The 20400-nt window shown below is 48.2% G+C and carries 21 protein-coding genes and 1 pseudogene; 13 read left to right on the top strand and 9 right to left on the bottom strand.

The genetic code is table 11. The features are described from left to right. The first annotated feature begins 501 nt into the window (after positions 1–501). The 3 genes from R2I50_RS00695 to R2I50_RS00685 are packed head-to-tail and all read left to right on the top strand — an operon-like array spanning position 502 to position 1680. On the top strand, positions 502–711 hold the full coding sequence (locus R2I50_RS00695) for a helix-turn-helix transcriptional regulator (RefSeq protein WP_316607134.1): 210 nt from the start codon (positions 502–504) through the stop codon (positions 709–711). A gap of 17 nt (positions 712–728) precedes the next feature. Next, on the top strand, positions 729–1376 hold the full coding sequence (locus R2I50_RS00690) for a hypothetical protein (protein ID WP_316607133.1): 648 nt from the start codon (positions 729–731) through the stop codon (positions 1374–1376). 4 nt (positions 1377–1380) lie between these two features. Beyond that, entirely contained in the window at positions 1381–1680 is a 300-nt protein-coding gene (locus R2I50_RS00685) for a hypothetical protein (RefSeq protein ID WP_316607132.1), read from the top strand. A 39-nt stretch (positions 1681–1719) separates the two neighbouring features. On the opposite strand, the gene R2I50_RS00680 is transcribed toward R2I50_RS00685, so the two are convergent. The 3 genes from R2I50_RS00680 to R2I50_RS00670 are packed head-to-tail and all read right to left on the bottom strand — an operon-like array spanning position 1720 to position 3696. Further along, positions 1720–3240 (bottom strand): N-6 DNA methylase, encoded by a 1521-nt coding sequence (locus R2I50_RS00680; protein WP_316607131.1) that lies wholly within the window; start codon positions 3238–3240, stop codon positions 1720–1722. Positions 3241–3242: 2 nt separating this feature from the next. Beyond that, complete coding sequence (locus tag R2I50_RS00675; protein ID WP_316607130.1) at positions 3243–3458, bottom strand: hypothetical protein; 216 nt, start codon at positions 3456–3458, stop codon at positions 3243–3245. Continuing rightward, a complete protein-coding gene (locus R2I50_RS00670; protein ID WP_316607128.1) occupies positions 3433–3696 on the bottom strand; it encodes a helix-turn-helix transcriptional regulator in 264 nt (87 codons plus the stop codon). The genes R2I50_RS00675 and R2I50_RS00670 overlap by 26 nt, the downstream gene beginning before the upstream one ends. 173 nt (positions 3697–3869) lie before the next feature. On the opposite strand from R2I50_RS00670, the pseudogene R2I50_RS00665 reads away from it, so the two are divergent. Further along, positions 3870–3986, top strand: a pseudogene (locus tag R2I50_RS00665) (protein-ADP-ribose hydrolase); the annotation flags it as partial. A gap of 196 nt (positions 3987–4182) precedes the next feature. Continuing rightward, positions 4183–4959, top strand: coding sequence for a protein-ADP-ribose hydrolase (locus tag R2I50_RS00660; RefSeq protein WP_316607127.1), 777 nt, complete (start codon positions 4183–4185; stop codon positions 4957–4959). 464 nt (positions 4960–5423) lie between these two features. On the opposite strand, the gene R2I50_RS00655 is transcribed toward R2I50_RS00660, so the two are convergent. The 3 genes from R2I50_RS00655 to R2I50_RS00645 all read right to left on the bottom strand — a co-directional run bounded on the left by R2I50_RS00655 (position 5424) and on the right by R2I50_RS00645 (position 7485). Then, on the bottom strand, positions 5424–5993 hold the full coding sequence (locus R2I50_RS00655; protein ID WP_316607126.1) for a TetR/AcrR family transcriptional regulator: 570 nt from the start codon (positions 5991–5993) through the stop codon (positions 5424–5426). A gap of 104 nt (positions 5994–6097) precedes the next feature. Continuing rightward, complete coding sequence (locus R2I50_RS00650; protein WP_316607125.1) at positions 6098–6940, bottom strand: aldo/keto reductase; 843 nt, start codon at positions 6938–6940, stop codon at positions 6098–6100. A 29-nt stretch (positions 6941–6969) separates the two neighbouring features. After that, positions 6970–7485: a flavodoxin gene (locus R2I50_RS00645; RefSeq protein ID WP_316607124.1), complete on the bottom strand. Its 516-nt coding sequence runs from the start codon at positions 7483–7485 to the stop codon at positions 6970–6972. Positions 7486–8081: 596 nt separating this feature from the next. Here R2I50_RS00645 and R2I50_RS00640 point away from each other — a divergent pair. From R2I50_RS00640 to R2I50_RS00605, 8 genes are all read left to right on the top strand, one after another. Next, entirely contained in the window at positions 8082–8954 is an 873-nt protein-coding gene (locus R2I50_RS00640; RefSeq protein ID WP_316607123.1) for a Sir2 silent information regulator family NAD-dependent deacetylase, read from the top strand. A gap of 543 nt (positions 8955–9497) precedes the next feature. Beyond that, positions 9498–10181 (top strand): YoaK family protein, encoded by a 684-nt coding sequence (locus R2I50_RS00635; protein WP_316607121.1) that lies wholly within the window; start codon positions 9498–9500, stop codon positions 10179–10181. 112 nt (positions 10182–10293) lie between these two features. After that, on the top strand, positions 10294–11349 hold the full coding sequence (locus R2I50_RS00630; RefSeq protein ID WP_316607120.1) for an acyltransferase: 1056 nt from the start codon (positions 10294–10296) through the stop codon (positions 11347–11349). Then, positions 11346–12218, top strand: a complete 873-nt coding sequence (locus R2I50_RS00625; RefSeq protein WP_316607119.1) for a hypothetical protein — start codon at positions 11346–11348, stop codon at positions 12216–12218. The genes R2I50_RS00630 and R2I50_RS00625 overlap by 4 nt, the downstream gene beginning before the upstream one ends. 11 nt (positions 12219–12229) lie before the next feature. Beyond that, positions 12230–12673 carry a hypothetical protein gene (locus R2I50_RS00620; RefSeq protein WP_316607118.1) on the top strand — a complete coding sequence of 148 codons (444 nt, stop codon included), beginning with the start codon at positions 12230–12232 and terminating at the stop codon, positions 12671–12673. 10 nt (positions 12674–12683) lie between these two features. Further along, positions 12684–12944, top strand: a complete 261-nt coding sequence (locus tag R2I50_RS00615) for a hypothetical protein (RefSeq protein ID WP_316607117.1) — start codon at positions 12684–12686, stop codon at positions 12942–12944. Next, a complete protein-coding gene (locus tag R2I50_RS00610; RefSeq protein WP_316607116.1) occupies positions 12941–13495 on the top strand; it encodes an NUDIX hydrolase in 555 nt (184 codons plus the stop codon). The genes R2I50_RS00615 and R2I50_RS00610 overlap by 4 nt, the downstream gene beginning before the upstream one ends. A 1-nt stretch (position 13496) precedes the next feature. Continuing rightward, entirely contained in the window at positions 13497–13874 is a 378-nt protein-coding gene (locus R2I50_RS00605; protein ID WP_316607115.1) for a YccF domain-containing protein, read from the top strand. A 169-nt stretch (positions 13875–14043) separates the two neighbouring features. On the opposite strand, the gene R2I50_RS00600 is transcribed toward R2I50_RS00605, so the two are convergent. The 3 genes from R2I50_RS00600 to R2I50_RS00590 form a co-directional block, all read right to left on the bottom strand. Next, on the bottom strand, positions 14044–17430 hold the full coding sequence (locus tag R2I50_RS00600) for a right-handed parallel beta-helix repeat-containing protein (RefSeq protein ID WP_316607114.1): 3387 nt from the start codon (positions 17428–17430) through the stop codon (positions 14044–14046). A 173-nt stretch (positions 17431–17603) separates the two neighbouring features. Next, the gene (locus R2I50_RS00595) at positions 17604–17783 is read right to left on the bottom strand and encodes a FeoB-associated Cys-rich membrane protein (RefSeq protein WP_201428736.1); all 180 of its coding nucleotides are present in this window, start codon (positions 17781–17783) and stop codon (positions 17604–17606) included. Positions 17784–17860: 77 nt separating this feature from the next. Beyond that, positions 17861–20338: a ferrous iron transporter B gene (locus tag R2I50_RS00590; protein ID WP_316607113.1), complete on the bottom strand. Its 2478-nt coding sequence runs from the start codon at positions 20336–20338 to the stop codon at positions 17861–17863. Between the last annotated feature and the right edge of the window lie 62 nt (positions 20339–20400).

The raw sequence follows: 20400 nt of genomic DNA, 5'->3' as shown, positions 1-20400 counted from the left end.
AGAAAACAAGTGTGATTGGACTGATAAAAAATATATCGATCCTATTCTCAAATGTATTTAGCAACTTGTACTGACGCATATTTAATGAATTTGACCTTGGTGGATTCGTTTTCATCAAGGTCTTTTTGTTTTTTCAGGGAGATAACATCTCCCTAATAACTCCCTTTACTTTAATATTCAAGTGGCAAAATCGAAAATGGCTTAAATAAAGGGCTATGGATGGTTATGAACGGTTTTTCGCATGATGTATCGGAAGTCCCGACAATGAAATCCTGATCGTAAGGAATGGCGCAATATCAGCAGTTACAAGTAGGTAATGTCGAAACTTACAACCAATTTACGACCAAATAAGAGAACACGTTCATAAAAACGAATATATAATGTTTCAGAAGATTCCATATGCATTTATGGAATCTTTTGTTTTTTAAATTCGCATTGTTACTTATATCCCGTTGTTATAAAGTCCGTGTGCTTATATTATTACAGAGTGGAGGTTGAGGTATGGTTACAAGGAAACTCGGAAATCGAATTCAGGTGTTAAGGAAACAAAAAGGGTTAAGTCAAGAGAAATTTGCACTTCATATTAACATGGACAGGACTTATTTTGCATCTGTTGAAGCTGGCAAACGAAATATTTCTATTAATAATATTAAAAAGATAGCAGATGGCTTAGAAGTAAGTTTAAGTGAACTGTTTGAGGGTATAGATTAACAATAGGTGGAATTACTATGTCAAACGAACAAAAGTATTTAGCAGTTGAAACAGAAAGAAAGTTTCTAGAAGATAAGCTAAACCAGCTTATTAAAAATATAGGGGATATTCCGATTGCGAATAATAAAATTATGCCGTATGGGTGGAGAAAAGCGGCAAAAGGAAGAACGGTATGGCGAATAGTAGAAGAAGTAATAAGTCAAGGTCTTGAATCACAAGTAAAATCGTTGGGATTTGATAGCGTTGCTCCAGCGGATTCGGAAGTTGGAGTATATGATTTTAAATTTCAATATGATGGGAATAAAACGTCATATGTAAATATAAAATCATCTGTAAAGGGTGGACGTACAAATAAGGATGATATTTCAAAGGCGGTAGGATTAATTGATTTCTATAATTCAGAACCGAACGCAAATCTATACGTTACCACTTTTGTAATTAGTTTTAAACCTAATATGACAATTGGTTTAGAAAAATGCATTGTTTTTCCTACTGCATGGATTCCTGATGTATATGTTAATCCAAGTAATAATGGTAATCTGCAATCATCGCAATACAAAGAATTATCTAATGCTGTTAAAAGAACGCCGCAGGAATTTTTAATTGTTTTAAAAGAAGCAAATGAAATAGCGTTAGTTAAGAAAAAAAATAAAAGTAGGGGGTGATCTAATGACTATTACATTTCAACAATTGATAGAAATGTTCCTTGATGGAGAAACGGATGCAATTTCAGGTACTCCTAAGAATCCGGGCACTTTAAGAATTGTGGGTAATCAGCTGATTCATTATAATACACCAATTCTAGAACGACTAGATTCAAAATATATTTTTAATGTGACTCGATACTCGTTGCAAACAGGGCAAGTGCAAAAAAAGATAAAAGCTATTATTCCAGAGGAAAGTCTTATTCTTGTAAAAAAAGTTCCCTCGGATCAGGATATTTCTTTAAAGGAATATATTGTACAGTAAAAAAGCCATCTTTTACGTTGATGGCTTTTATCTTATTAATTATGCACATAAATATTTTTCAAAAATATCATTTAATGATTCTATGTATGAATCATTTGGTTTATCTATCATCATATGATAAATATTGATTATTTCTTGCTTATCTTCATCGGATATTATTGTAATATCAAGCATTTTTGCCGTTTTTAAATCATTTGGTTGGAATTTTTCTAAACCATTACCTAATTCTTTCCTGTTTTGACGTATTATCTCTTGTGCGATAGGAGTCAAAAAATAGCAAAAAATGATGTCAATATCAGCTTCGTAATTTTTATTAATAAAAATAGAATGGAATGTTGTTAAAGATTTTACTCCTGCAATGTTTCTTATGAATTTTATCTTATCTCTGCATGCAGAAGAAACCCAAATTGGTGCAATTGGTTTTTGTTCCATAGAATACCAGGGCTTCCTACGGGATAATAGATATTTTTTATTGATTTCCTTTTCCTCACCGTTTGTAATATATTTCTTTGTTGTGATGCTGTTTATGTCTTTTATATCAAGTAAAAAAACAGTTTTGTCAGCGTCGGCCAATTTAATAAAATCATCGTGAGTGAAGATTATGTTCTTGACATCGGCAGACCTACATATACACTCATCAATATTGGTATATGGTAGTTCGTTTTTTTCTATTTTAGATTTAGATAAACAGAAAAACTCATTAGCACCGGTGGCGATTCCTCTAGATATATTGCAAAACTCTGAAATCTCTTTTAAATTGCAATACACTATTGCTTGTTCGTGCTGGATATATTCTCGCCATTTTTTTTCGGGAGATAGATTTTTATAAAGGACAAGATGATATCCATTGGCGCTGTTTAGATTTATCTCAAATAATTGGGAAATGCATTCTAAATTATAGAATTGTACGCCATCTTTTTCTTCTTTATCAATTAATAATATGCAACAAGTGGTTGTTGAATTAAAAAACATTTCTTGGTCGTTTTTGAAATTTATAATGGCACGTAATAGTTTTTCGTTAACAAGTTTTTCCTTTATAGGTGTGCCATATTTGGAATTTAAAAATTCTGTTGGTACTATATAAGCGAGTTTTCCTTTGTCTGATAATTGATGAAGGCTTTTCAAAAGGAAAAGAATATAGAGATTTGTATAACTGCTATATTTGATTCCAGTGTGTTTCTCAATTTCTCTTATTATTTCATTTCTGTTTGCAACTGCCTGAAAACGGTTATAGGGGGGGTTACATATTATAGCGTCGTATTTATCTTCCCAACCAGTCATTAGGTAATCTTCGTTTTTGAGCGAAGCATTTGTTGGATTTCCAAAAAAACCAAGAATGTTCGGGTCGATTTCATAACCAATTAAAGTACAATTAGGATTTGATTCTTTAGCGTATTTGAGAAATACACTATTGCCGGCTGCAGGATCTAAAAGGCTTCCTGCAGCTGTGCAAACCCACGTAGCCATAAATTTTGCTACGTCAAAATTTGTAAAGTATTGACCATATTCTTTAATATGGTTATTGTCTGTCGTTAATGTATATTCTATCTCTTTTTCCATTATTATTTCCTCATATTCGATAATTTGAATTCTTGTTCTGTGATTTCACCTATATAATCAATGTTGTTTAAATCTTTTTCGTCTTCATACAAAGCTTCTCTTCGTATAATATCGAGTGCTTGTTTTATAGAGTCAGCCATTAAAAAAATGGAGTACCCTTCTTTACTATCATTATCTATATGCATATGAACATCAAAGTACTTCTTCGTTATCATCATAATTTCCTCCAGAATCATTGTATTTATCGAATGTAATTTCAATCACATCGCCGATTCCACATTCCAATACAAAACAAATTTTTGACAAGGTATCTAAAGAAACAGGTTCATTTTTGCTCATTTTTGCAACAGCGTTTGTGCTTATATTAGCCATTTCTTTTAATTGTGTTTTATTAATGTTTTTATCAATCATTAATTTCCATAATTTAGCATAGCTTAAAAGAGCTTTTTCATTCATTATAATAAGCCTCCATCCTTTCATATAATACCCACAAGATGTTTAAAAGTCAAGATATTCTTGATATATATCAAGAATACTATACGTTTAAATATAGAATAATGATTTTGAAGTTCAAATCAGAATACCAGTTAAACTGCTCATATTATCTTTAACTATTGAGGTTTATTGTTATCTATCTTTGGCAGGGCGATATTACTACGCTGAAATGCGACGTGACTGTCAACGCCGCTAACGCGCAAATGCTCGGCTGTTTCGTTCCCTGTCACGGCTGCATCGACAACGCGATACCTTACTAAATCACACACAAACCTATCACATCATTCAAGGCAAGTGCCTGATACATTTAATATATACTTTCAATCCGTTACTACGGCAAAAGGATTATTGCCATATTCTTCGGCATTACCGTGAGGCGCACGGTATGACGAGAGAGCAAATGAACGCGGCGTGTGATCCCCGACAGGGAACACTTCGCCAAGCTGTATGACGCATGAAGAACAACGTATCTGGTTGATCAAAGAACTGCAAAAGGATCGTTCCCAACTCAGCCATTACAGAATCCCGAATGATGAGCAGGGGCAGAAGGATCTGCTTCGTGGATTGATGAATATTTGGATGCCGAAGCCTATCAGCGAGGAATATCTACGAATTGAAAGCGAATATCTCAGAGCTGAAAACGAAGCAAAGGGTATCACAAAAATATCTGACCTCACCCCTGTTGAAAAAGACCTCTATTTATGGCAGGGCAACATCACAACGCTCTCCTGCGACGCGGTGGTGAACGCCGCCAACGCCCAGCTTTTGGGCTGCTTCAGGATCTTACATTCCTGCATCGACAACTGCTTGCATAGCGCTGCCGGATTATCTCTGAGATACCGGTGCTTTGAGATCATGCGCGAGCAGGGGCACGAGGAGCCTACAGGTCAGGCTAAGATAACTCCCGGCTACAATTTGCCGAGCAAATATGTCATTCATACCGTGGGACCGATCGTCAGCGGCAGATTGAATGAGCGGCACTGTGAGCTGTTGAAAAGCTGTTACCTCTCCTGCTTGAAGCTTGCCGAAGAAAACGGCTGTAAAAGCATCGCGTTCTGCTGTATCTCCACAGGTGTGTTCGGATTCCCGCAGCATAAGGCGGCTGAGATCGCCATATCAACTGTGAAAGACTACAAAAAAACAACAAGCAGCGATATCAAGGTCATCTTCAATGTGTTCAAGGATGAGGATCTGATGATTTATCGCAACTTGTTGAATTGCTGATTTTCGGAGCCGGTTTCCCCGGCTCCTTTTTTACTTTATTTCTAATAAAGTAAAAAAGATTTGTATGCCCGCTCAGTTTGTTGCTACGCAACAACGAGCGATGGCTATGCGAAATGCGCGCAGAGCGCGCTTTCTTGTATAAAGAAACGGTGATACTGTGACTAACATTTTTGTTTAGCTTCAAGTGAAATTATCAAACAGCCTTATTATATAAATGGCTTAAACACTGACTTTCTAAGCTGAAATCGCACTTTAAATCAGCACTTTTTGCTTGAAATCCGAAAAGGAAGTCATATTACCCTACTTTCTCACAAAAACGCGACACGGCTGAGATCCGGACGTTTTAGAGCTGCTTTGGACTACATCAGCGGCGTTTTATACTTAACATATTATTATGCTGTTGAGGTTGTTTTCTGTAAAATGAAACGCATAAAAAGGCGGAATTGGCTGACCGGGTTCCCAGCTCATTTAAAGAATTCTTTCACGCAGCCGAGGACGAGCTTGTTGGTGATCTCGATCACCTCGTCCATCGGGATCTTCTTTCCGTCCTGCACCCACTCGCGGTAGGCATTCAGCACAGCGTTGTTGATGAAGCCCATCAGGACTTTCTTTTCATAGCCGTTGAGCTTCTGATACTTCTTCGATCTGCTCCACGCCGCACCGTTGACCTGATCGGTCATCTCGTCGCGGATCGCGTGATATGTTCCGCCGCAGGTGATCTTCTCATAAGCAAGCCCCTGTTCGGACGCGTAGAGGAAGAACTCGCGGTTCACCTTGTCGAGGTCGTCGGGCAGCGCGTAGTCCTTCACGCGTTCAAGAAATCCCGCGGACAGCTCCTCCTGCATTTCCGCAAGCAGCATATCCAGCGTTTCATAGTAATGATAAAAGGTCTTTTTATTGATCTTCGCGCGGTCGCAAAGCTCCTTGACCGTGATCTTCTCATAGTCCTTTTCGCAGATCAGCGCTTCAAACGCGCTCTTGATGGCTTCGATCGTTTTAATCACTCTTAAATCTTCATTTCCGGTTAATATCATAACAGCCCTCCGTATCGCAACGATAGTTACATAATAACAAATCCCGAATTATCTTTCAAGCGTTTTTCAAAAAGGCGCGGCGGAAATTCCGTCACGCCTTGTTGTTATACTCTTTCAAATTCGGGACGCCATGCCGCGAAGCTGTTTAGCTGTTCGTCGGTACGGTGGTAGTAGCGCGTATCCTTATCGAGCTTTGCGATCTCATTCATCTCATCATCGGTGAGCGTAAAGTCGAGAATGTCGAGGTTATCTTTGATGTGCGCAACATTCTTACTACCGGGGATAACGACAAAACCCATCTGCGTGTGCCAGCGGAGGATGACCTGAGCGGGTGACTTGCCGTACTTTTCACCGAGCTTGACAAAGATCGGCTCTTCCATCAGGCTCTTGTCGCCGTGACCGAGCGGATACCAGCTCATCAGCTTGATGTCGTACTTGTCAAGGGTTTTTCTGAGCTCCTTTTGAGTAAAATACGGGTGCGCCTCCACCTGAATAAACTGGGGTGCGATCTCCCATTTGTGCTGTAATTCGTCGATGTATTTGCCCTCAAAGTTTGAGATACCGATCGACTTCGCCTTGCCCTCCTTGTACGCCTTTTCAAGCTGACGGTAGCCTGCGAGCCAGTTGCCTGCCGGCTGGTGGATATAGAGCAGATCGACATAATTAACGCCGAGGCGTTCGAGCGTTTCATCGACCGCATTCTCGTTCTCGTATTCACTGGGCCAAAGCTTGGTGGAGATGAATACTTCTTCTCTTTTGAGACCGCTCTCTTTAATGCCGCGACCCACCGCGCGCTCGTTGACATAAGCGTTCGCCGTATCGACCAGCGAGTAGCCCATCTTCAGCGCCTCGCGCACGCTGTTCTGTGCGTCCGCGGGCTTGAGCATAAAGGTTCCGATCCCGATTACGGGACATTCGATTCCGTTGTTGAGTTTAATAGTTTCCATCGGTCATTCTCCTTTATATTTTCTTCAAATTATCTAACAGCTTTTGTCGCCCAATCTGTTACCTGTTTTTCCGAGCCGGAAGCGCTGCCGCCGTGAACGGCGAGGCTTGCGCCGATCTTCGCGCCCTTGCAGGATGCAGATATGGTTTTCGGCACGCCGCCGAGAGCCGAGCCCTCATGCGTGACGACATAGTGGACGGTCTTGCCGGTGAAGTCAAGGGCCTCGAGCTGGGTGTATAATGCCATCGGATAGATACCCCACCAGTTGGGACCGACGATGAAGATGTTGTCGTACTCCGAAATATCGTTGAGCATTTCTTTGAGTTCGGGACGAGCCTTTGCTCTCAGCTCCGCTTTTGCTTCCTCAATACAAACCATATAATCCTTGTCATACGGCTTGACGGTATCAACCTCGAACACATCGGCGTCAACGGCGTCTTTAATAAATTCTGTGATAATTTCGGCGTTACCTTTGACAAGGTTTTTGACAGAACCGTTAACATAGTTCTGTCCGCGTCTGGAATAATAAATTACTAAACTCTTCATATTGTCCTCCTGTATTTCTTGAAATTAATTTTAGCAACTTTAGTTTCTTATCTTGCTTATATTATAAATCGGTATTCGGAAAAAAACAACGGGCAGTTTTCCCTGAAAAGTGAGATAAGCAACCCTTTGCGAAAAAGGGTTTCATTAGTTTTTTGAACAGGCTGATGGATTTCTCGTTCATTTTGGAAGCTAGGCAGAAAGGAATTTCAATTACCGATTGCCGCATAAAGAATTCAAGTAGGGCAGGTTTGTATCTGCCCCGCACATGGAGGAGAGTTATCGAAGAAAAACAGGATCTCTTTTGCGGACGACGACCGTAAGGCAGCCATCTACGCCAGAAAATCAAGAATCACTCATAAAGGCGACAGTATCGGCGTTCAGTTCAAGCAGAGCGCCTATCAATACTTTCTCGATCAAGACGCGAATGTTTACGGAGAATCATCAGATTATGATGGACATTCGGGCATTTCGGTGTATAATAGAACTGATCAGTATAAGATCGAGGACGATGATTCCACATTCTTCAATCCCAAGTTCTCACAGGGCAGGAGAAACAGGGATGTATCAGAAAGAACATGAGATCGAGGTGATATTCAATGTTATCAAAAAATCAGATAAACAAATTTACCGGGAATTACTCTCAACAAATTGAGCAAGTCAAAGAAAAGCTCAATAACGCCGACGCGGTAGTAATCGGCGCGGGGGCAGGGCTGTCAACTTCTGCGGGATTTACCTATTCGGGCGAGCGTTTTTACCGCTATTTTTCCGACTTTTCCGAGAGATACGGCATTACCGATATGTACTCGGGCGGCTTTATGGTGATGAGGTATCCCCCGGAGGTGTTCTGGGCATATTGGAGTCGTTCAATCTTGATCAATCGCTATGAAAAAGCGCCCAAGCCCGTATATGATGATCTGTTAAAGTTGGTTTCAAATAAAAACTACTTTGTCCTGACTACGAACGTCGATCACCAATTCCAGCTTTCAGGCTTTGATAAGAACAGGCTGTTTTATACGCAGGGCGATTACGGTTTGTTTCAGTGCTCTGTTCCCTGTCACGATAAGACCTATGACAACCATGATACGGTCATTGCGATGATTGAGCAGCAAAAGGATATGAGAATTCCGTCGGAGTTGATCCCGCGTTGTCCTGTCTGCGGCAAACCGATGACAATGAATCTTCGCTCAGATGATAAATTCGTCGAGGATACGGGTTGGCACAAAGCGGCTGGAAGGTATAATGATTTCATTGCCGAGAATAAGAATAAACTCATCGTTTATCTTGAACTGGGTGTAGGCGGAAATACCCCCGTCATCATAAAATATCCGTTCTGGCAGCTGACGGCGCAGAACGAGAACGCCGCATATATCTGTGTAAATCTCGGCGAGAGCTACTGCCCCGATGAAATCGCCGATCAGTCGATTTGTATCAACGCCGACATCGGTAAGGTGATAAAAGATTTGAATTAATGAAAGCCTTACGTAAAAAAGCGCGGAGCTATTCATAGAAAGAAATGATTTGATATTCTTTTTTATATCGGGCGGCGACGTTATGAACGATATTAGTATCGGCTGTGTTTTAAGCGGCCGGTATAATACTAATCCTTAATAAAAACCTTTATCATCTATTGCGCTATATTTCGTATAGCTTTGTTGTCGTCGTCGTTCGCTGTACTCGGTAGGCATATCCGGTTCGGAAGTGACAGGCGCCAGCCTGTCTGCGTCTCCCGTCGCGCTATCCGAAATATATCACTAATATCTGATTAAATCTTTTTATCAAGGATTAGTATAAACAGTCATTATATGAGGGGTTATAAGTCTGACGTTTACCAAACTCGATCACGAAACGTCCGGATAAGGAAATCAATCAATACACTGCTCTCCGAGAGCGAGGCTTTCGGGGAGCTTTTATACGTTCAGCAGATTGATTAATCGCGTCGGTTGTGGTAGTATATTAGCAGAAAGCGAAGTGACAGGTATGATGGATTATGATAAAAAGCGAGGTGGCTTTATATGCAGACATCGGAGAGCTTTCGGCTGAGCGCCGTGCTGTCCTTCTCGGGAGGACTGCAGGACGCCTACACGTATAATGTCAGGGACGGCGTTTTTGCCAATGCCCAGACGGGCAACGTTGTCCTGATGAGCCAGAACTTCATGTCCGGCGATCCCGCGGGCGGTCTGCGGTATATGCTGCCGCTGCTGTCGTTCGCGCTTGGTATCTTCGCCGCCGAGAGGATCGAGCATTTCTTCAAGGAGAAGAACCGTATCCATTGGCGCCAGATCGTTATCCTGATCGAGGCGTTCGTGCTCGCGGCGGTCGGCTTTATGCCGCGGGAGTACCATATGGTCGCAAATATGCTGGTCTCGTTCACCTGTGCGATGCAGGTGCAGACCTTCCGCAAGGTACACGGCTTCGGCTACGCGAGTACCATGTGCATCGGCAATCTCCGCAGCGGTACTGAGAGCCTCTCGCAGTTTATGCGCACGCATGAGAAACCCGCTTTGTATAAAGCCCTGCACTTCTTCGGCATTATCCTGATATTTGCGATTGGCGCGGGCGTCGGCGGCATGCTGTCGGGATGGCTCGGTATCCGCACGATCTGGATCTCGGTTGCGCTCCTCCTGATCGCGGGCGCGATGATGTTCCGCGAGTCGTGGGAAGGCAGCAGCCGTGATGCCAAAGAGCCGAAGGAATGAATCAATTGTAAATGTTCCCCGAAAGTGAGTCTTTCGGGGCTTTTTTCATAGACAAACAACATTCTTTGATGTATAATGAATTAGATTATGTAAACGGAAAGGGAGGATCCGAGTGGAGGAACAATCTCTCAGGCGCGATGAGCTTTGCTTCTCGTCGCTGAGCACATACCGCAACGCCATCTATGGTTTGTCGGCACTGTGGATCGTACTGTTCCACGGCATGGCGCTGGGTAAGGTGCATTTCGGCGAATCGGGCAAGCTGATCGCCGAGGTCCTGTCGATGGGCAACATCGGCGTCGATATCTTCGTTTTGCTGTCGGGTATCGGACTGTATTTCTCGCTGTCTAAGAAGCCGCGGCTCGGAAGCTTCTACCTCAGGCGGCTGCTGAGGATCTATCTGCCGTATCTGCTGCTCGCTGTACCGTATATCTTCTATATGTGCCTGATCGCGAGTCATCAGGTCGGCTTGTTCTTCAAGGCGGCGTTGGCGGTGAATTACTGGACAGGCGAGGACGACCCGATCGTCTTCTGGTATGTGCCGTCGATCATCGCGTTTTATCTGCTTTCTCCCCTGATCTACCGCTTCATCCATTATAAGGAGCGCTTCGCCCTGCTCCGCACGGTGCTCCTCGCGCTCGTGACGGTAGGGCTGACCTACGCCGTGTATCGGCTGTTCCCGGTCGCGTGGGATAACTTCGATAAGATTCTGCCACGCTTGACGGTGTTCATCATCGGCATGTATATGGGCAGGCTCGTTAAAGAGAAGCGCAGGTTTTCGCCGCTGTTTTTGATCGTGTGCATGGTGGTGATCGGGCTGGGTGTCCCGCTGTACGGCGGCTCGACTCTGCACGGCTTTTACTACCGCTATTACGGTTCGCTGACGGGTATCGCTCTGACCTTCGTGATGGCGCAGGCGTTCGTGACCCTCTCCAAGCTCAAGCTCGATAAGCTGATGGCGTTCTTCGGCGGGTTTTCGCTCGAGATCTACATTGCGACGAGCATCGGCAGAAAGGTCTACGCGACTACCTCGTTCTACAGCGGTCATGTGTACCGCAACTATCTCTTGTTCATGATCCCGTTCATGGTCGCGGCATATCTCGCCTCGCTGATCCAGCGGGTGATCTTCAAGAAAATCACTCCTAAAAACTCAAAGGAGAAAGCCTCATGAAAGTGCTCAAAAAGCTCTTCGGCGGTATCAATCTGACATGGCCGAAGCTGATCATCTTCGCTGTAGCGATCGGCGTATATACCGGTTTGATCAATCAGGTGCCGTTCTTGTATGACACCTCCCTGCGTGATCCGGCGATATTTTTTGACCGCTGGGTACTGTTCGGTATTCTAATTATCATGAACTCAAAGAGCAACGTCGATTCAGCGCTTAAATGCTTTGTGTTCTTCCTGATCAGCCAGCCGCTGATCTATCTGGTCGAAGTACCCTTCCTCGGGTGGTCGGTCATGCAGTACTACCGCAACTGGATCTTGTGGACGATCCTGACCCTTCCGATGGGTTTTATCGGCTATTATATGAAGAAGGATCGTCCGTGGGGACTGATCATCCTCGCGCTGATGCTGCTTCTGGTCGGATTTCATTATAACCTATACTTCGGACAGATGCTGTTCTCGTTCCCGTTCCACCTGTACAGCGTGATCTTCTGCGCGGGTTCGTTGGTACTTTATTCGCTCTGTATCTTTTCCGATAAGCGGGTGAAGCTCGCCGCGCTGATCATCAGCGGTCTGATGATCGTCGGCGGGACGGTGTACAATTTCGTCAAGCCCCCTGTTTACATCACTGATATTTTGTCGAGCGGGGGAGAGACCGCTGCGACGACCTTTGACGACAGCTATAAGGTCTATTGGGACAGCGACTCCCACGGTGATCTTTCGATCCGCTATGAAGAAGCCACCGAGGATTATCTGGTACATGCCGAGCTGACGCACAGCGGTCAGGCGGCGTTTGTATTGGAAGCGCCCGACGGCAGCAAGCTGAACTATGACATTATGATTGAGCGCAATACTTACGAAGTAAAGAAGAAATAACGGAGGTATGAATGAAGAAACGGATAGTCTGCCTTTTGACGGCGCTGATACTGATGGCAGTTGTACTGACCGGATGTCAGTCCGATACTGTGTTGCTCACTACGGCGGGCGGAACGCAAATCGACGTGAACCGTCAAGACATTACGGGCATCAAGTGCGCAGGCTCTGTCAACGGCGAACAGGATTTTTTGATTGAGGGGGAAGAGGCGCAGCAGCTTTTTGATTATATACGCGGCTTGTGTACCGGGGAGAGTGAAACCCCCGAGCCGTCGGCTAATCTGATACATTTAAACTTCAGTACGACTTTGGATTCGGAGACCGCATGGTTGGGTGATTATACCGTACAGGACAACGGCATGATCCTATTCCTGACATCGCCCGTTGACAGCTATATGCATACCTTCACTTGTGATAAAAATGAGTATGACGCGATCCTGAAGCTCGTACAGCCCTGAGGTGATACGGATGAAGAAACGAAGAAAATTGACCGAAGCCCCCGATAAGTGTCCTCGATGCGGAAATAAATTTACTTGGGCGCCCGTTGACCCTAAGAGCCACAAGGGCTTCAGCGTCAAGCAGGCGTCGATCGGTATTCTGCTGCTAGGACCGCTGAGTCTGATCGGCGGCTCCATGGGCAGAAAGGCGAGGAGAAGGCAGTATTATTACTGTGAACAATGCGGCTTTGATATGGAGTACGCAGATAAGCGAAAGGGGCGTTCACGGTGAAGGATGAACAGCTGAAATGGACGACGACCGACAGCCGTATGCTCCTGCATACGCCGGTGTTCGACGTCAACGAACAGCATGAGGTTTCGCCGAACGGACTCGAGGGCGATTATATCGCGATGGACGCGCCCGACTGGGTCATGGTGATCGCCGAGTACAAAGGCTGCTTCGTGACCGTGCGCCAGTGGCGGCACGCGGCAGAGGCGATCAGCGTAGAGTTCCCCGGCGGCGTCGCGGACGCGGGTGAAGACCCCGCTCAGGCGGCGGCGAGAGAGCTCTATGAGGAAACGGGCTTCAAGGCGAACAGTCTGATTCATCTGGGTACCGTCTACCCGAATCCGGCGCTGTTCAAGAACCGTTACCACGTCTATCTGGCGGAGGATTTACAGCCGACAGGAGAACAGGCTCTCGATGATGATGAGCTGTTGACCTATGAGCTCAAGCCCGTCGATGAGGTGATCCGCTCCTTCGGTAACGCGGAGTACGGTCATGCCCTGATGGGTACGGCGCTGATGTTCTATCTCAGACACAGAAGTAAAGGCGGTGTATGAGGTGCGTACGATCGGTAATGTTATATGGTTCCTCTTCGGCGGGATTCTCAGCGGACTTGCCTGGTGTTTGACGGGGCTTCTGTGGTGCGTCACGATCATCGGTATCCCGATCGGGCTCCAGTGCTTCAAGCTGTCGGGTATGTCCTTCTTTCCGTTCGGTAAGGAGATCGTCTACGCAGGCGGCGCAGTTTCGTTCCTTGTCAACGTGCTGTGGTTCCTCTTCGGCGGATTTTTGATGGCGATGCTAAACGCGACGCTCGGACTGCTGTGGTGCGTTACCATCATTGGTATCCCCTTTGGCTTGCAGTTCTTTAAGCTTGCGAAGCTCTCCCTAGCTCCCTTCGGCGCGGAGATCCGCTATATTTATACTAATCCTTAATAAAAACCTTTATCCTCCTTGACAGGCGCCAGCCTGTCTGCGTCTCCCGTCGCGCTATCCGAAATATATCACTAATATCTGATTAAATCTTTTTATCAAGGATTAGTATTAATAATAGAATTTGATGAAAAAATCAGCCCGCGGTTTATTGAGCCGCGGGCTTTGTGTATCATGATTCGGTTGTTTCTTCGGGGATCGATCCTTCGGTTACATCTGTTCCGGTCGGGATGACGGCGGGCTGATAGGTGATTTTCTTGCCCGGGCTTTGGTGGCCGGTCGCGAAGCTGTCGGGGTAGCCGTTTGCGCCGATGCCGCGTACCGTGTAGGTGTAGGCGCCGCCTGCGCGGACATTCTCATCGAGGTAGCTGTCGCCGTAAACCGTATCGAGTGCCGTCCAGCTCTTGCCGTTGTGCAGATATACGCGGTAGCGGTCGATGTTGCTGTCGGGAGTCCAGCTGATCCTTACGCCGGTTGCTTCATTCGTCAGCGTGAAGTCGGGCGTCGCGTAGCGGGTCACCGTAAATCCGTCGTGGACGAAATCGCTGATGTAGGCCTCCTTCGCATTCATACAGCGGACGGTGTAGACGCGGGTCTCGCCCTGCTGGATCGCGGTGTCGGTGTAAGAGGTACCGGTCACCTTTGCGAGCCTGATCCAGTCGCCCGAGGCGTTCTTGTAAAAGACGCGGTAGCTGCTCGCTCCCTTGACAGCGCCCCAGCTCAGGGTGACACCGTTGTTGACGACAACGATATTGCTGACTATCGGTGCGGCGATATAGGTGATCTTGAAGCCGGTATGGTTGAAGTCGCTGATGTAGCTGTCATTCTTGTCGATACAGCGGACGGTATAGATGTAGGTCGTACCGCTGACGGCGGCAGTGTCGGTGAAGGTGTTCGCAGTGGTAGTGCCGAGTCGTACCCAGCTGCCGGCGCTGTTCTTCTTAAAGATGCGGTAGCCGTAAACGCCGCTGATCGCGTTCCACTTGAGCAGCACGCCGTCGATTGAGCTCGAGATGCTGTTGACCTTCGGTGCGGCGGGTCTGCTGCCCTTTACGCCGGTGCGGTCAAAGTCGCTGGTGAATACGCCCTTATTATCGACGCAGCGTACGGTATAGGTGCGGGTCTCGCCGGACTTGATCTTGGTATCGGTGAAGGATGTGGTCGTGACGGTGCCGAGATTTGTCCAGCCTGTCGCGTTCTTACAGTAGACGCGGTAGGCGAAGGCGCCCGGTACCTTACCCCAGCTTACGACGACGCCGTTGGCGGCGGATACAGCGGAGGTGATCTTCGGGGTAGACAGCCCGTAGGCGATCTTCCAGCCGGTATGATTATAGTCGCTGATCGGATTATGGTTCCCGTCAAGGCATCTGAGCGTGTAGGTATAGGTGTTGCCGAAGGCGACGTTCGTATCGGTATATTCGGTCGTTGTGACATTACCCAGTCCGACCCATCCCGCTCCGTCAAGACGGTATATGCGGTAGCCCTTTGCGCCGCTTACCGCGCTCCATTTGAGCTTTATTCCGTTCGTTACGGCGGTTAGGGAGCTGATGGCGGGGGTCGCGATGGATTGTGTGTCGATGATCTTGACGGTACCGCTGTTGTCGACGGTGACGGGATAGCTCTTTGAGCCGCCGGTGTTGGCGGTCACCTTAACGGTGGTCGAGCCGGTGCCGACAGCCTTGATTCTTCCGTACTTGTCGACGGTGACGATATCGGTATTGCCGCTCTTGTAGGTGAAGGTGGAGAAGGCGTTGACGGGATAGACCTCGGGTACCAGCATAAAGGCGGTGCCTACGCCCATGATGACGCCTTCCTTCTCAAGGCTGAACTTCTCGAGGGTGGCGGACTTAGTGTAATTGGTGCCCGCCTTGACGAGGTTGTAGCTCTTGTAGTAGGTGAGGTTGTTGGCGCAGCTGAGGGTCGTGTTGCCGGATACGTCAGCGGCGCTCGTATTGGCGGTGAAGTAGATGCCGTGTTTGCCGGTCTTTTTGACGCGGTTGTTCCTGACGGCGGTCGCCTTGGTGCTTTCCATCAGGCAGATACCCTGATTGGCGGTGGTGTTGACGTCGTTATTGTTCACGTTGCCGAGCGTACAGGTATAGGAGCAGATACCGTACTTGCCGGTATTCTCGATATAGTTGTTGCTCACGCTGCTCGCGGTGCTCGAGCGCAGCTGGATGCCGTCCGTCTCGGGCTTGATAATGGTGTTGTTGTTCACGGCGGTGAACTTGGAGTTGTATCTGAGCAGCATGCCCATGTATCCGGAGGCGGAGGCATGGACGGTGTTCTTCGTGTGGATGAGCTCGTTGCCCTTGATGACAACGTTCCTGCCGTACTCTACGCGGATACCGTGACCGCGGACGTCGATATAGTTGTCGCGGATGTTGACGGTATCGTTATAGTATTCGCCTACGGGCAGTCCCGCGGAGCTGTCGGAAGTGTTCTTGGGGTAGAGAGCGGTCAGGTTGGTGCCCAGTACGGCGATGCCGTGGCTCTCGTAGGAGGCATAGATATCGTCGAGTGTGCCGATGTTGTGCAGCTCATTGTAGCATATATTGATGTTCGAGTTCACCGGAGCGATATACTTCTCGGAGATGTTCTTGTCCGATTCGACATGACCGATCTTGTAGAAGTCGGAGGCGAGATAGGTGCCGTTGCCGCGGTACATGATGGAGTAGACCGTGATGCCGCGGGGCGCGTTGTCGATGTAGTTGTTGGTGATATTGGTGTTCGACCATCCCATGCCCTGGATGGCGATACTCTTGATATTGGTAAAGGAGTTGTTGCGGATGGTGATGCCGCTGTGCGGGTTATTGAGGATATTGGTGTGGGATCCGATGCCGCGGGGGACGTTATCGAAGGTACAGCCCTCGATCAGCACGTTCTTCATGCTCAGCGCCTCGGCATGCGCCTCATAGATATGGAAGGGGTAGAGGACGTCCAGCTGGAGCGCCTCATAGCCGAAGTTGCCCTTCTCAAGGATCTGATCGCGGAAGGTGCAGTTGCGGATGGTCATGCCGTCTACGCCCGCGACCTCCATCATATGCGCGTTGTGGTCGTTGCACAGGGTTACGCCGTCCATGGTGAAGTTCTTCGCGTGGAAAACCTTGATCAGCGTGTTCGAGCCCTGGTTACCGTCCAGTACGCCGCCGACCAGGTGGATGTTTTGGTAGCAGTAGCCCTCGGGACCCTCCTCGTTGGTATCCTTTGCGCCGACCTTGATGATGTTAGTGTCGCTCTCGTGGACGAGGGTGACGCCGCGCATATCGAGCGTGGTATTGTCGTAGATGCGCAGCAGGGTGTTCAGACCGTATGTGCCGGCGGGGATGACGACCGTGTAGGGATCATTCTCGGTCGCGTTATCGCGTGCCGTGTCCAGAGCGCTCTGGATCGCTTCGATCGGCCCCAGCGTCTCGATATCTTCCGCGCTGACGTTGATCACGGCTGACGATGACCCGGTACCATTAAACTCGGCTGCGGGTACGGCGGCTGTCGCGACGCTGACCGCCATGACCAGAGAAAGCAAAAGGGAAAGCGCGTGCTTTATGATTGGTTTCATCCGAATACTCCTTTGATATAATATAGATGAGAATATACACTATAAATTTACCTTTTTTTATATCATTTGTCAACTTTACGGAGAGAAAATAGGCGTTTTGTCATATAATTGTAACCAAAAAGGCAGCCTGCGGAGGGATTCCGCGGGCTGCCTTGATGTAATATAGATATGTATTAGGAAGATTTATGACAGGAGCCTGACATCGCGCAGGTCTTGCAGTTGCCGCAATTGCACACGACCGACTTGCCCTGCTTCTTCTTCCTGACCATACTGACGATGATCGCCGTGACGATCGCGATCAGTACGGCACAGACAAAGATCGTACCGATATTCTCGCTGATCCATGTAAGCATTTTGTCATCTCCTTTTTTGAATCGTCATTTTTATTTTTGTTTTGAGGACGCTTTAGCTTGTTGACACTCTCAGCCGATCACTTGATCTTGACCTTCTTGGTGAGCTTATCCGCCTCTTTGTAGGGCTTGAACAGCATGAAGATCATGCCCGCGATCAGCAGGATCGCGATGATCAGACCGATCACGTTCAGATTACCGGTGAACGCGCCGCCGATCTGGTTGATGCACAGGGCGACAGCATAGGCGAACAGGCACTGGTAAGTGATCGCGAAGGCGGTCCACTTGCCGGAGTTCATCTCACGCTTGATCGCACCCATCGCTGCAAAGCACGGCGCGCAAAGCAGGTTGAATACCAGGAACGAGAAACCTGTCACGCCGGTGAATACCTGAGCGATAGCCGCCCATGTGTTGAGCTGACCGCCGCCGTACAGCGTACCCATGGTCGCGACGATGTTCTCCTTTGCGATCAGACCGGTGATCGAGGCGACAGCCGCCTGCCAGTTGCCCCAGCCGAGCGGAGCGAAGATCCATGCGATCGCGTTGCCGAACGCCGCGAGCATGCTGTTTCCGATCTCTTCCTCACCGAGCATCGTGAATGTACCGTCGACAAAGCCGAAGCGGCTCAGGAACCACAGCACGATGGTGGACAGCAGAATGATGGTACCCGCCTTCTTGATGAACGACCAGCCGCGCTCCCACATCGAGCGCAGGACGTTGCCGAGAGTCGGCATATGGTACGTGGGCAGCTCCATAACGAAGGGAGCGGGTTCACCCGCGAAGGGTTTGGTTTTCTTGAGCATGATACCCGAGCAGATGATCGCCGCCATACCGATGAAGTATGCGCCGGTGCTGACCCACGGCGAGCCGCCGAAGATCGCGCCCGCGATCATCGCGATGAAGGGGATCTTCGCGCCGCAGGGGATGAAGGTGGTGGTCATGATGGTCATGCGTCGGTCGCGCTCGTTCTCGATTGTACGCGACGCCATGATGCCGGGAATACCGCAGCCGGTACCGATCAGGATCGGGATAAAGGACTTACCGCTGAGACCGAAGCGGCGGAAGATACGGTCGAGTACAAAGGCGATACGCGCCATGTAGCCGCACGCCTCGAGGAACGCCAGTAGGAGGAACAATACCAGCAACTGGGGTACAAAGCCCAGTACTGCTCCGACGCCCGCGATGATACCGTCGAGGATCAGACTTGACAGCCATGTGGGTGTGTTGAGTGCGTCGAGTCCTCTGCCGACCAGAACCGGGATACCGGGTACCCATACGCCGAATTCGGCGGGATCGTCGGTCTTGCCCTCATTCTTGACGAATATCTCGGCGGCTGACTTGACGTCCTCGCCGGTGACGGTCTCTTCGCTGACCTCGAGGGTCTCTTCGTCCTCTACCTCAAAGGTGAACTCGTCGGTGGTCTTGACGCCTGCCGCGAAGTCCTTGACGGTCGATACCGCCTTAGCGGGATCGTAGCTCTCGCTTTCGAAGTCGAGCGCCTCGAGTATCGCTTCATTACCGGAGGCTTCAGCCGAGCCGACCAGAACACCGACAGCGTCAGCCTGCTCCTCCGCCTGAGCGGTACCGATACCGAAGAGGTGCCAGCCGTCGCCGAACAGTCCGTCGTTCGCCCAGTCGGTCGCCCATGATCCGACGGTGACCATCGAGATATAGTAGACGAGGAACATGATGACGAGGAAAATCGGCAGACCCAGCCAGCGGTTGGTGACGACCTTGTCGATCTTATCGGAGGTCGAAAGCTGCCCCTTTTGCTTGTTTTTATAAACGCCGTTGATGATTTTTCCGATATATACGTAGCGTTCGTTGGTGATGATGGACTCCGCGTCGTCGTCGTATTCATCCTCGACCGCCTTGATATCCTTCTCGATATGAGCGCGGGTCTGTTCACTGATGCCGAGCTTCTCGATCACCTTGTCGTCGCGCTCAAAGATCTTGACCGCGTACCAGCGCTGCTGTTCCTCGGGCATATCGTGTACGCACGCTTCCTCGATATGAGCGATCGCGTGCTCGACGGTACCGTCGAAGGGGTGCTTCGGGACGGGTTTCTTGTCTTCGGCTGCCTTGATGGCGGCTTCTGCCGCATCCAGAACGCCGCTGCCCTTTAAGGCAGAGATCTCCACGACCTTGCAGCCTAAGGCGCGGCTGAGCTCGGCGGTGTTGATCTTGTAGCCGTTTTTCTCTACGACGTCCATCATGTTGATCGCGACCACGACCGGGATGCCCAGCTCGCACAGCTGCGTCGTCAAATAGAGATTGCGCTCGAGGTTGGTGCCGTCGACGATGTTGAGGATCGCGTCGGGGCGTTCTTCGATCAGGTAGTTACGCGCGACGACCTCCTCCATGGTGTAGGGGGAGAGCGAGTAGATGCCCGGCAGGTCCGTGATGGTCACGTCGCTGTGCTTCTTGAGCTTACCCTCCTTCTTTTCGACCGTAACGCCCGGCCAGTTACCGACGAACTGGTTGGAGCCTGTCAGCGAGTTAAACAGAGTGGTTTTACCGCTGTTCGGGTTACCCGCTAAAGCAATTGTCAGATTCATTTCCTTACCTCATTTCATAAGATGTAAGCTTAGGCTAATTCGGTTAACATAAGCTAATCGTT

Origin of the sequence: uncultured Ruminococcus sp. (genome assembly GCA_902785355.1) — a bacterium.
In the GTDB taxonomy this organism is placed as follows: domain Bacteria; phylum Bacillota; class Clostridia; order Oscillospirales; family Acutalibacteraceae; genus Ruminococcoides.
This window is presented reverse-complemented; position numbering and strand designations above follow the sequence as displayed.

Coding starts and splice junctions, on each gene's coding strand:
- R2I50_RS00695 (WP_316607134.1), top strand. CDS start 502: ATGGTTACAAGGAAACTCGGAAATCGAATTCAGGTGTTAAGGAAACAA.
- R2I50_RS00690 (WP_316607133.1), top strand. CDS start 729: ATGTCAAACGAACAAAAGTATTTAGCAGTTGAAACAGAAAGAAAGTTT.
- R2I50_RS00685 (WP_316607132.1), top strand. CDS start 1,381: ATGACTATTACATTTCAACAATTGATAGAAATGTTCCTTGATGGAGAA.
- R2I50_RS00680 (WP_316607131.1), bottom strand. CDS start 3,240: ATGGAAAAAGAGATAGAATATACATTAACGACAGACAATAACCATATT.
- R2I50_RS00675 (WP_316607130.1), bottom strand. CDS start 3,458: ATGATGATAACGAAGAAGTACTTTGATGTTCATATGCATATAGATAAT.
- R2I50_RS00670 (WP_316607128.1), bottom strand. CDS start 3,696: ATGAATGAAAAAGCTCTTTTAAGCTATGCTAAATTATGGAAATTAATG.
- R2I50_RS00660 (WP_316607127.1), top strand. CDS start 4,183: ATGACGCATGAAGAACAACGTATCTGGTTGATCAAAGAACTGCAAAAG.
- R2I50_RS00655 (WP_316607126.1), bottom strand. CDS start 5,993: ATGATATTAACCGGAAATGAAGATTTAAGAGTGATTAAAACGATCGAA.
- R2I50_RS00650 (WP_316607125.1), bottom strand. CDS start 6,940: ATGGAAACTATTAAACTCAACAACGGAATCGAATGTCCCGTAATCGGG.
- R2I50_RS00645 (WP_316607124.1), bottom strand. CDS start 7,485: ATGAAGAGTTTAGTAATTTATTATTCCAGACGCGGACAGAACTATGTT.
- R2I50_RS00640 (WP_316607123.1), top strand. CDS start 8,082: ATGTTATCAAAAAATCAGATAAACAAATTTACCGGGAATTACTCTCAA.
- R2I50_RS00635 (WP_316607121.1), top strand. CDS start 9,498: ATGCAGACATCGGAGAGCTTTCGGCTGAGCGCCGTGCTGTCCTTCTCG.
- R2I50_RS00625 (WP_316607119.1), top strand. CDS start 11,346: ATGAAAGTGCTCAAAAAGCTCTTCGGCGGTATCAATCTGACATGGCCG.
- R2I50_RS00620 (WP_316607118.1), top strand. CDS start 12,230: ATGAAGAAACGGATAGTCTGCCTTTTGACGGCGCTGATACTGATGGCA.
- R2I50_RS00615 (WP_316607117.1), top strand. CDS start 12,684: ATGAAGAAACGAAGAAAATTGACCGAAGCCCCCGATAAGTGTCCTCGA.
- R2I50_RS00600 (WP_316607114.1), bottom strand. CDS start 17,430: ATGAAACCAATCATAAAGCACGCGCTTTCCCTTTTGCTTTCTCTGGTC.
- R2I50_RS00595 (WP_201428736.1), bottom strand. CDS start 17,783: ATGCTTACATGGATCAGCGAGAATATCGGTACGATCTTTGTCTGTGCC.
- R2I50_RS00590 (WP_316607113.1), bottom strand. CDS start 20,338: ATGAATCTGACAATTGCTTTAGCGGGTAACCCGAACAGCGGTAAAACC.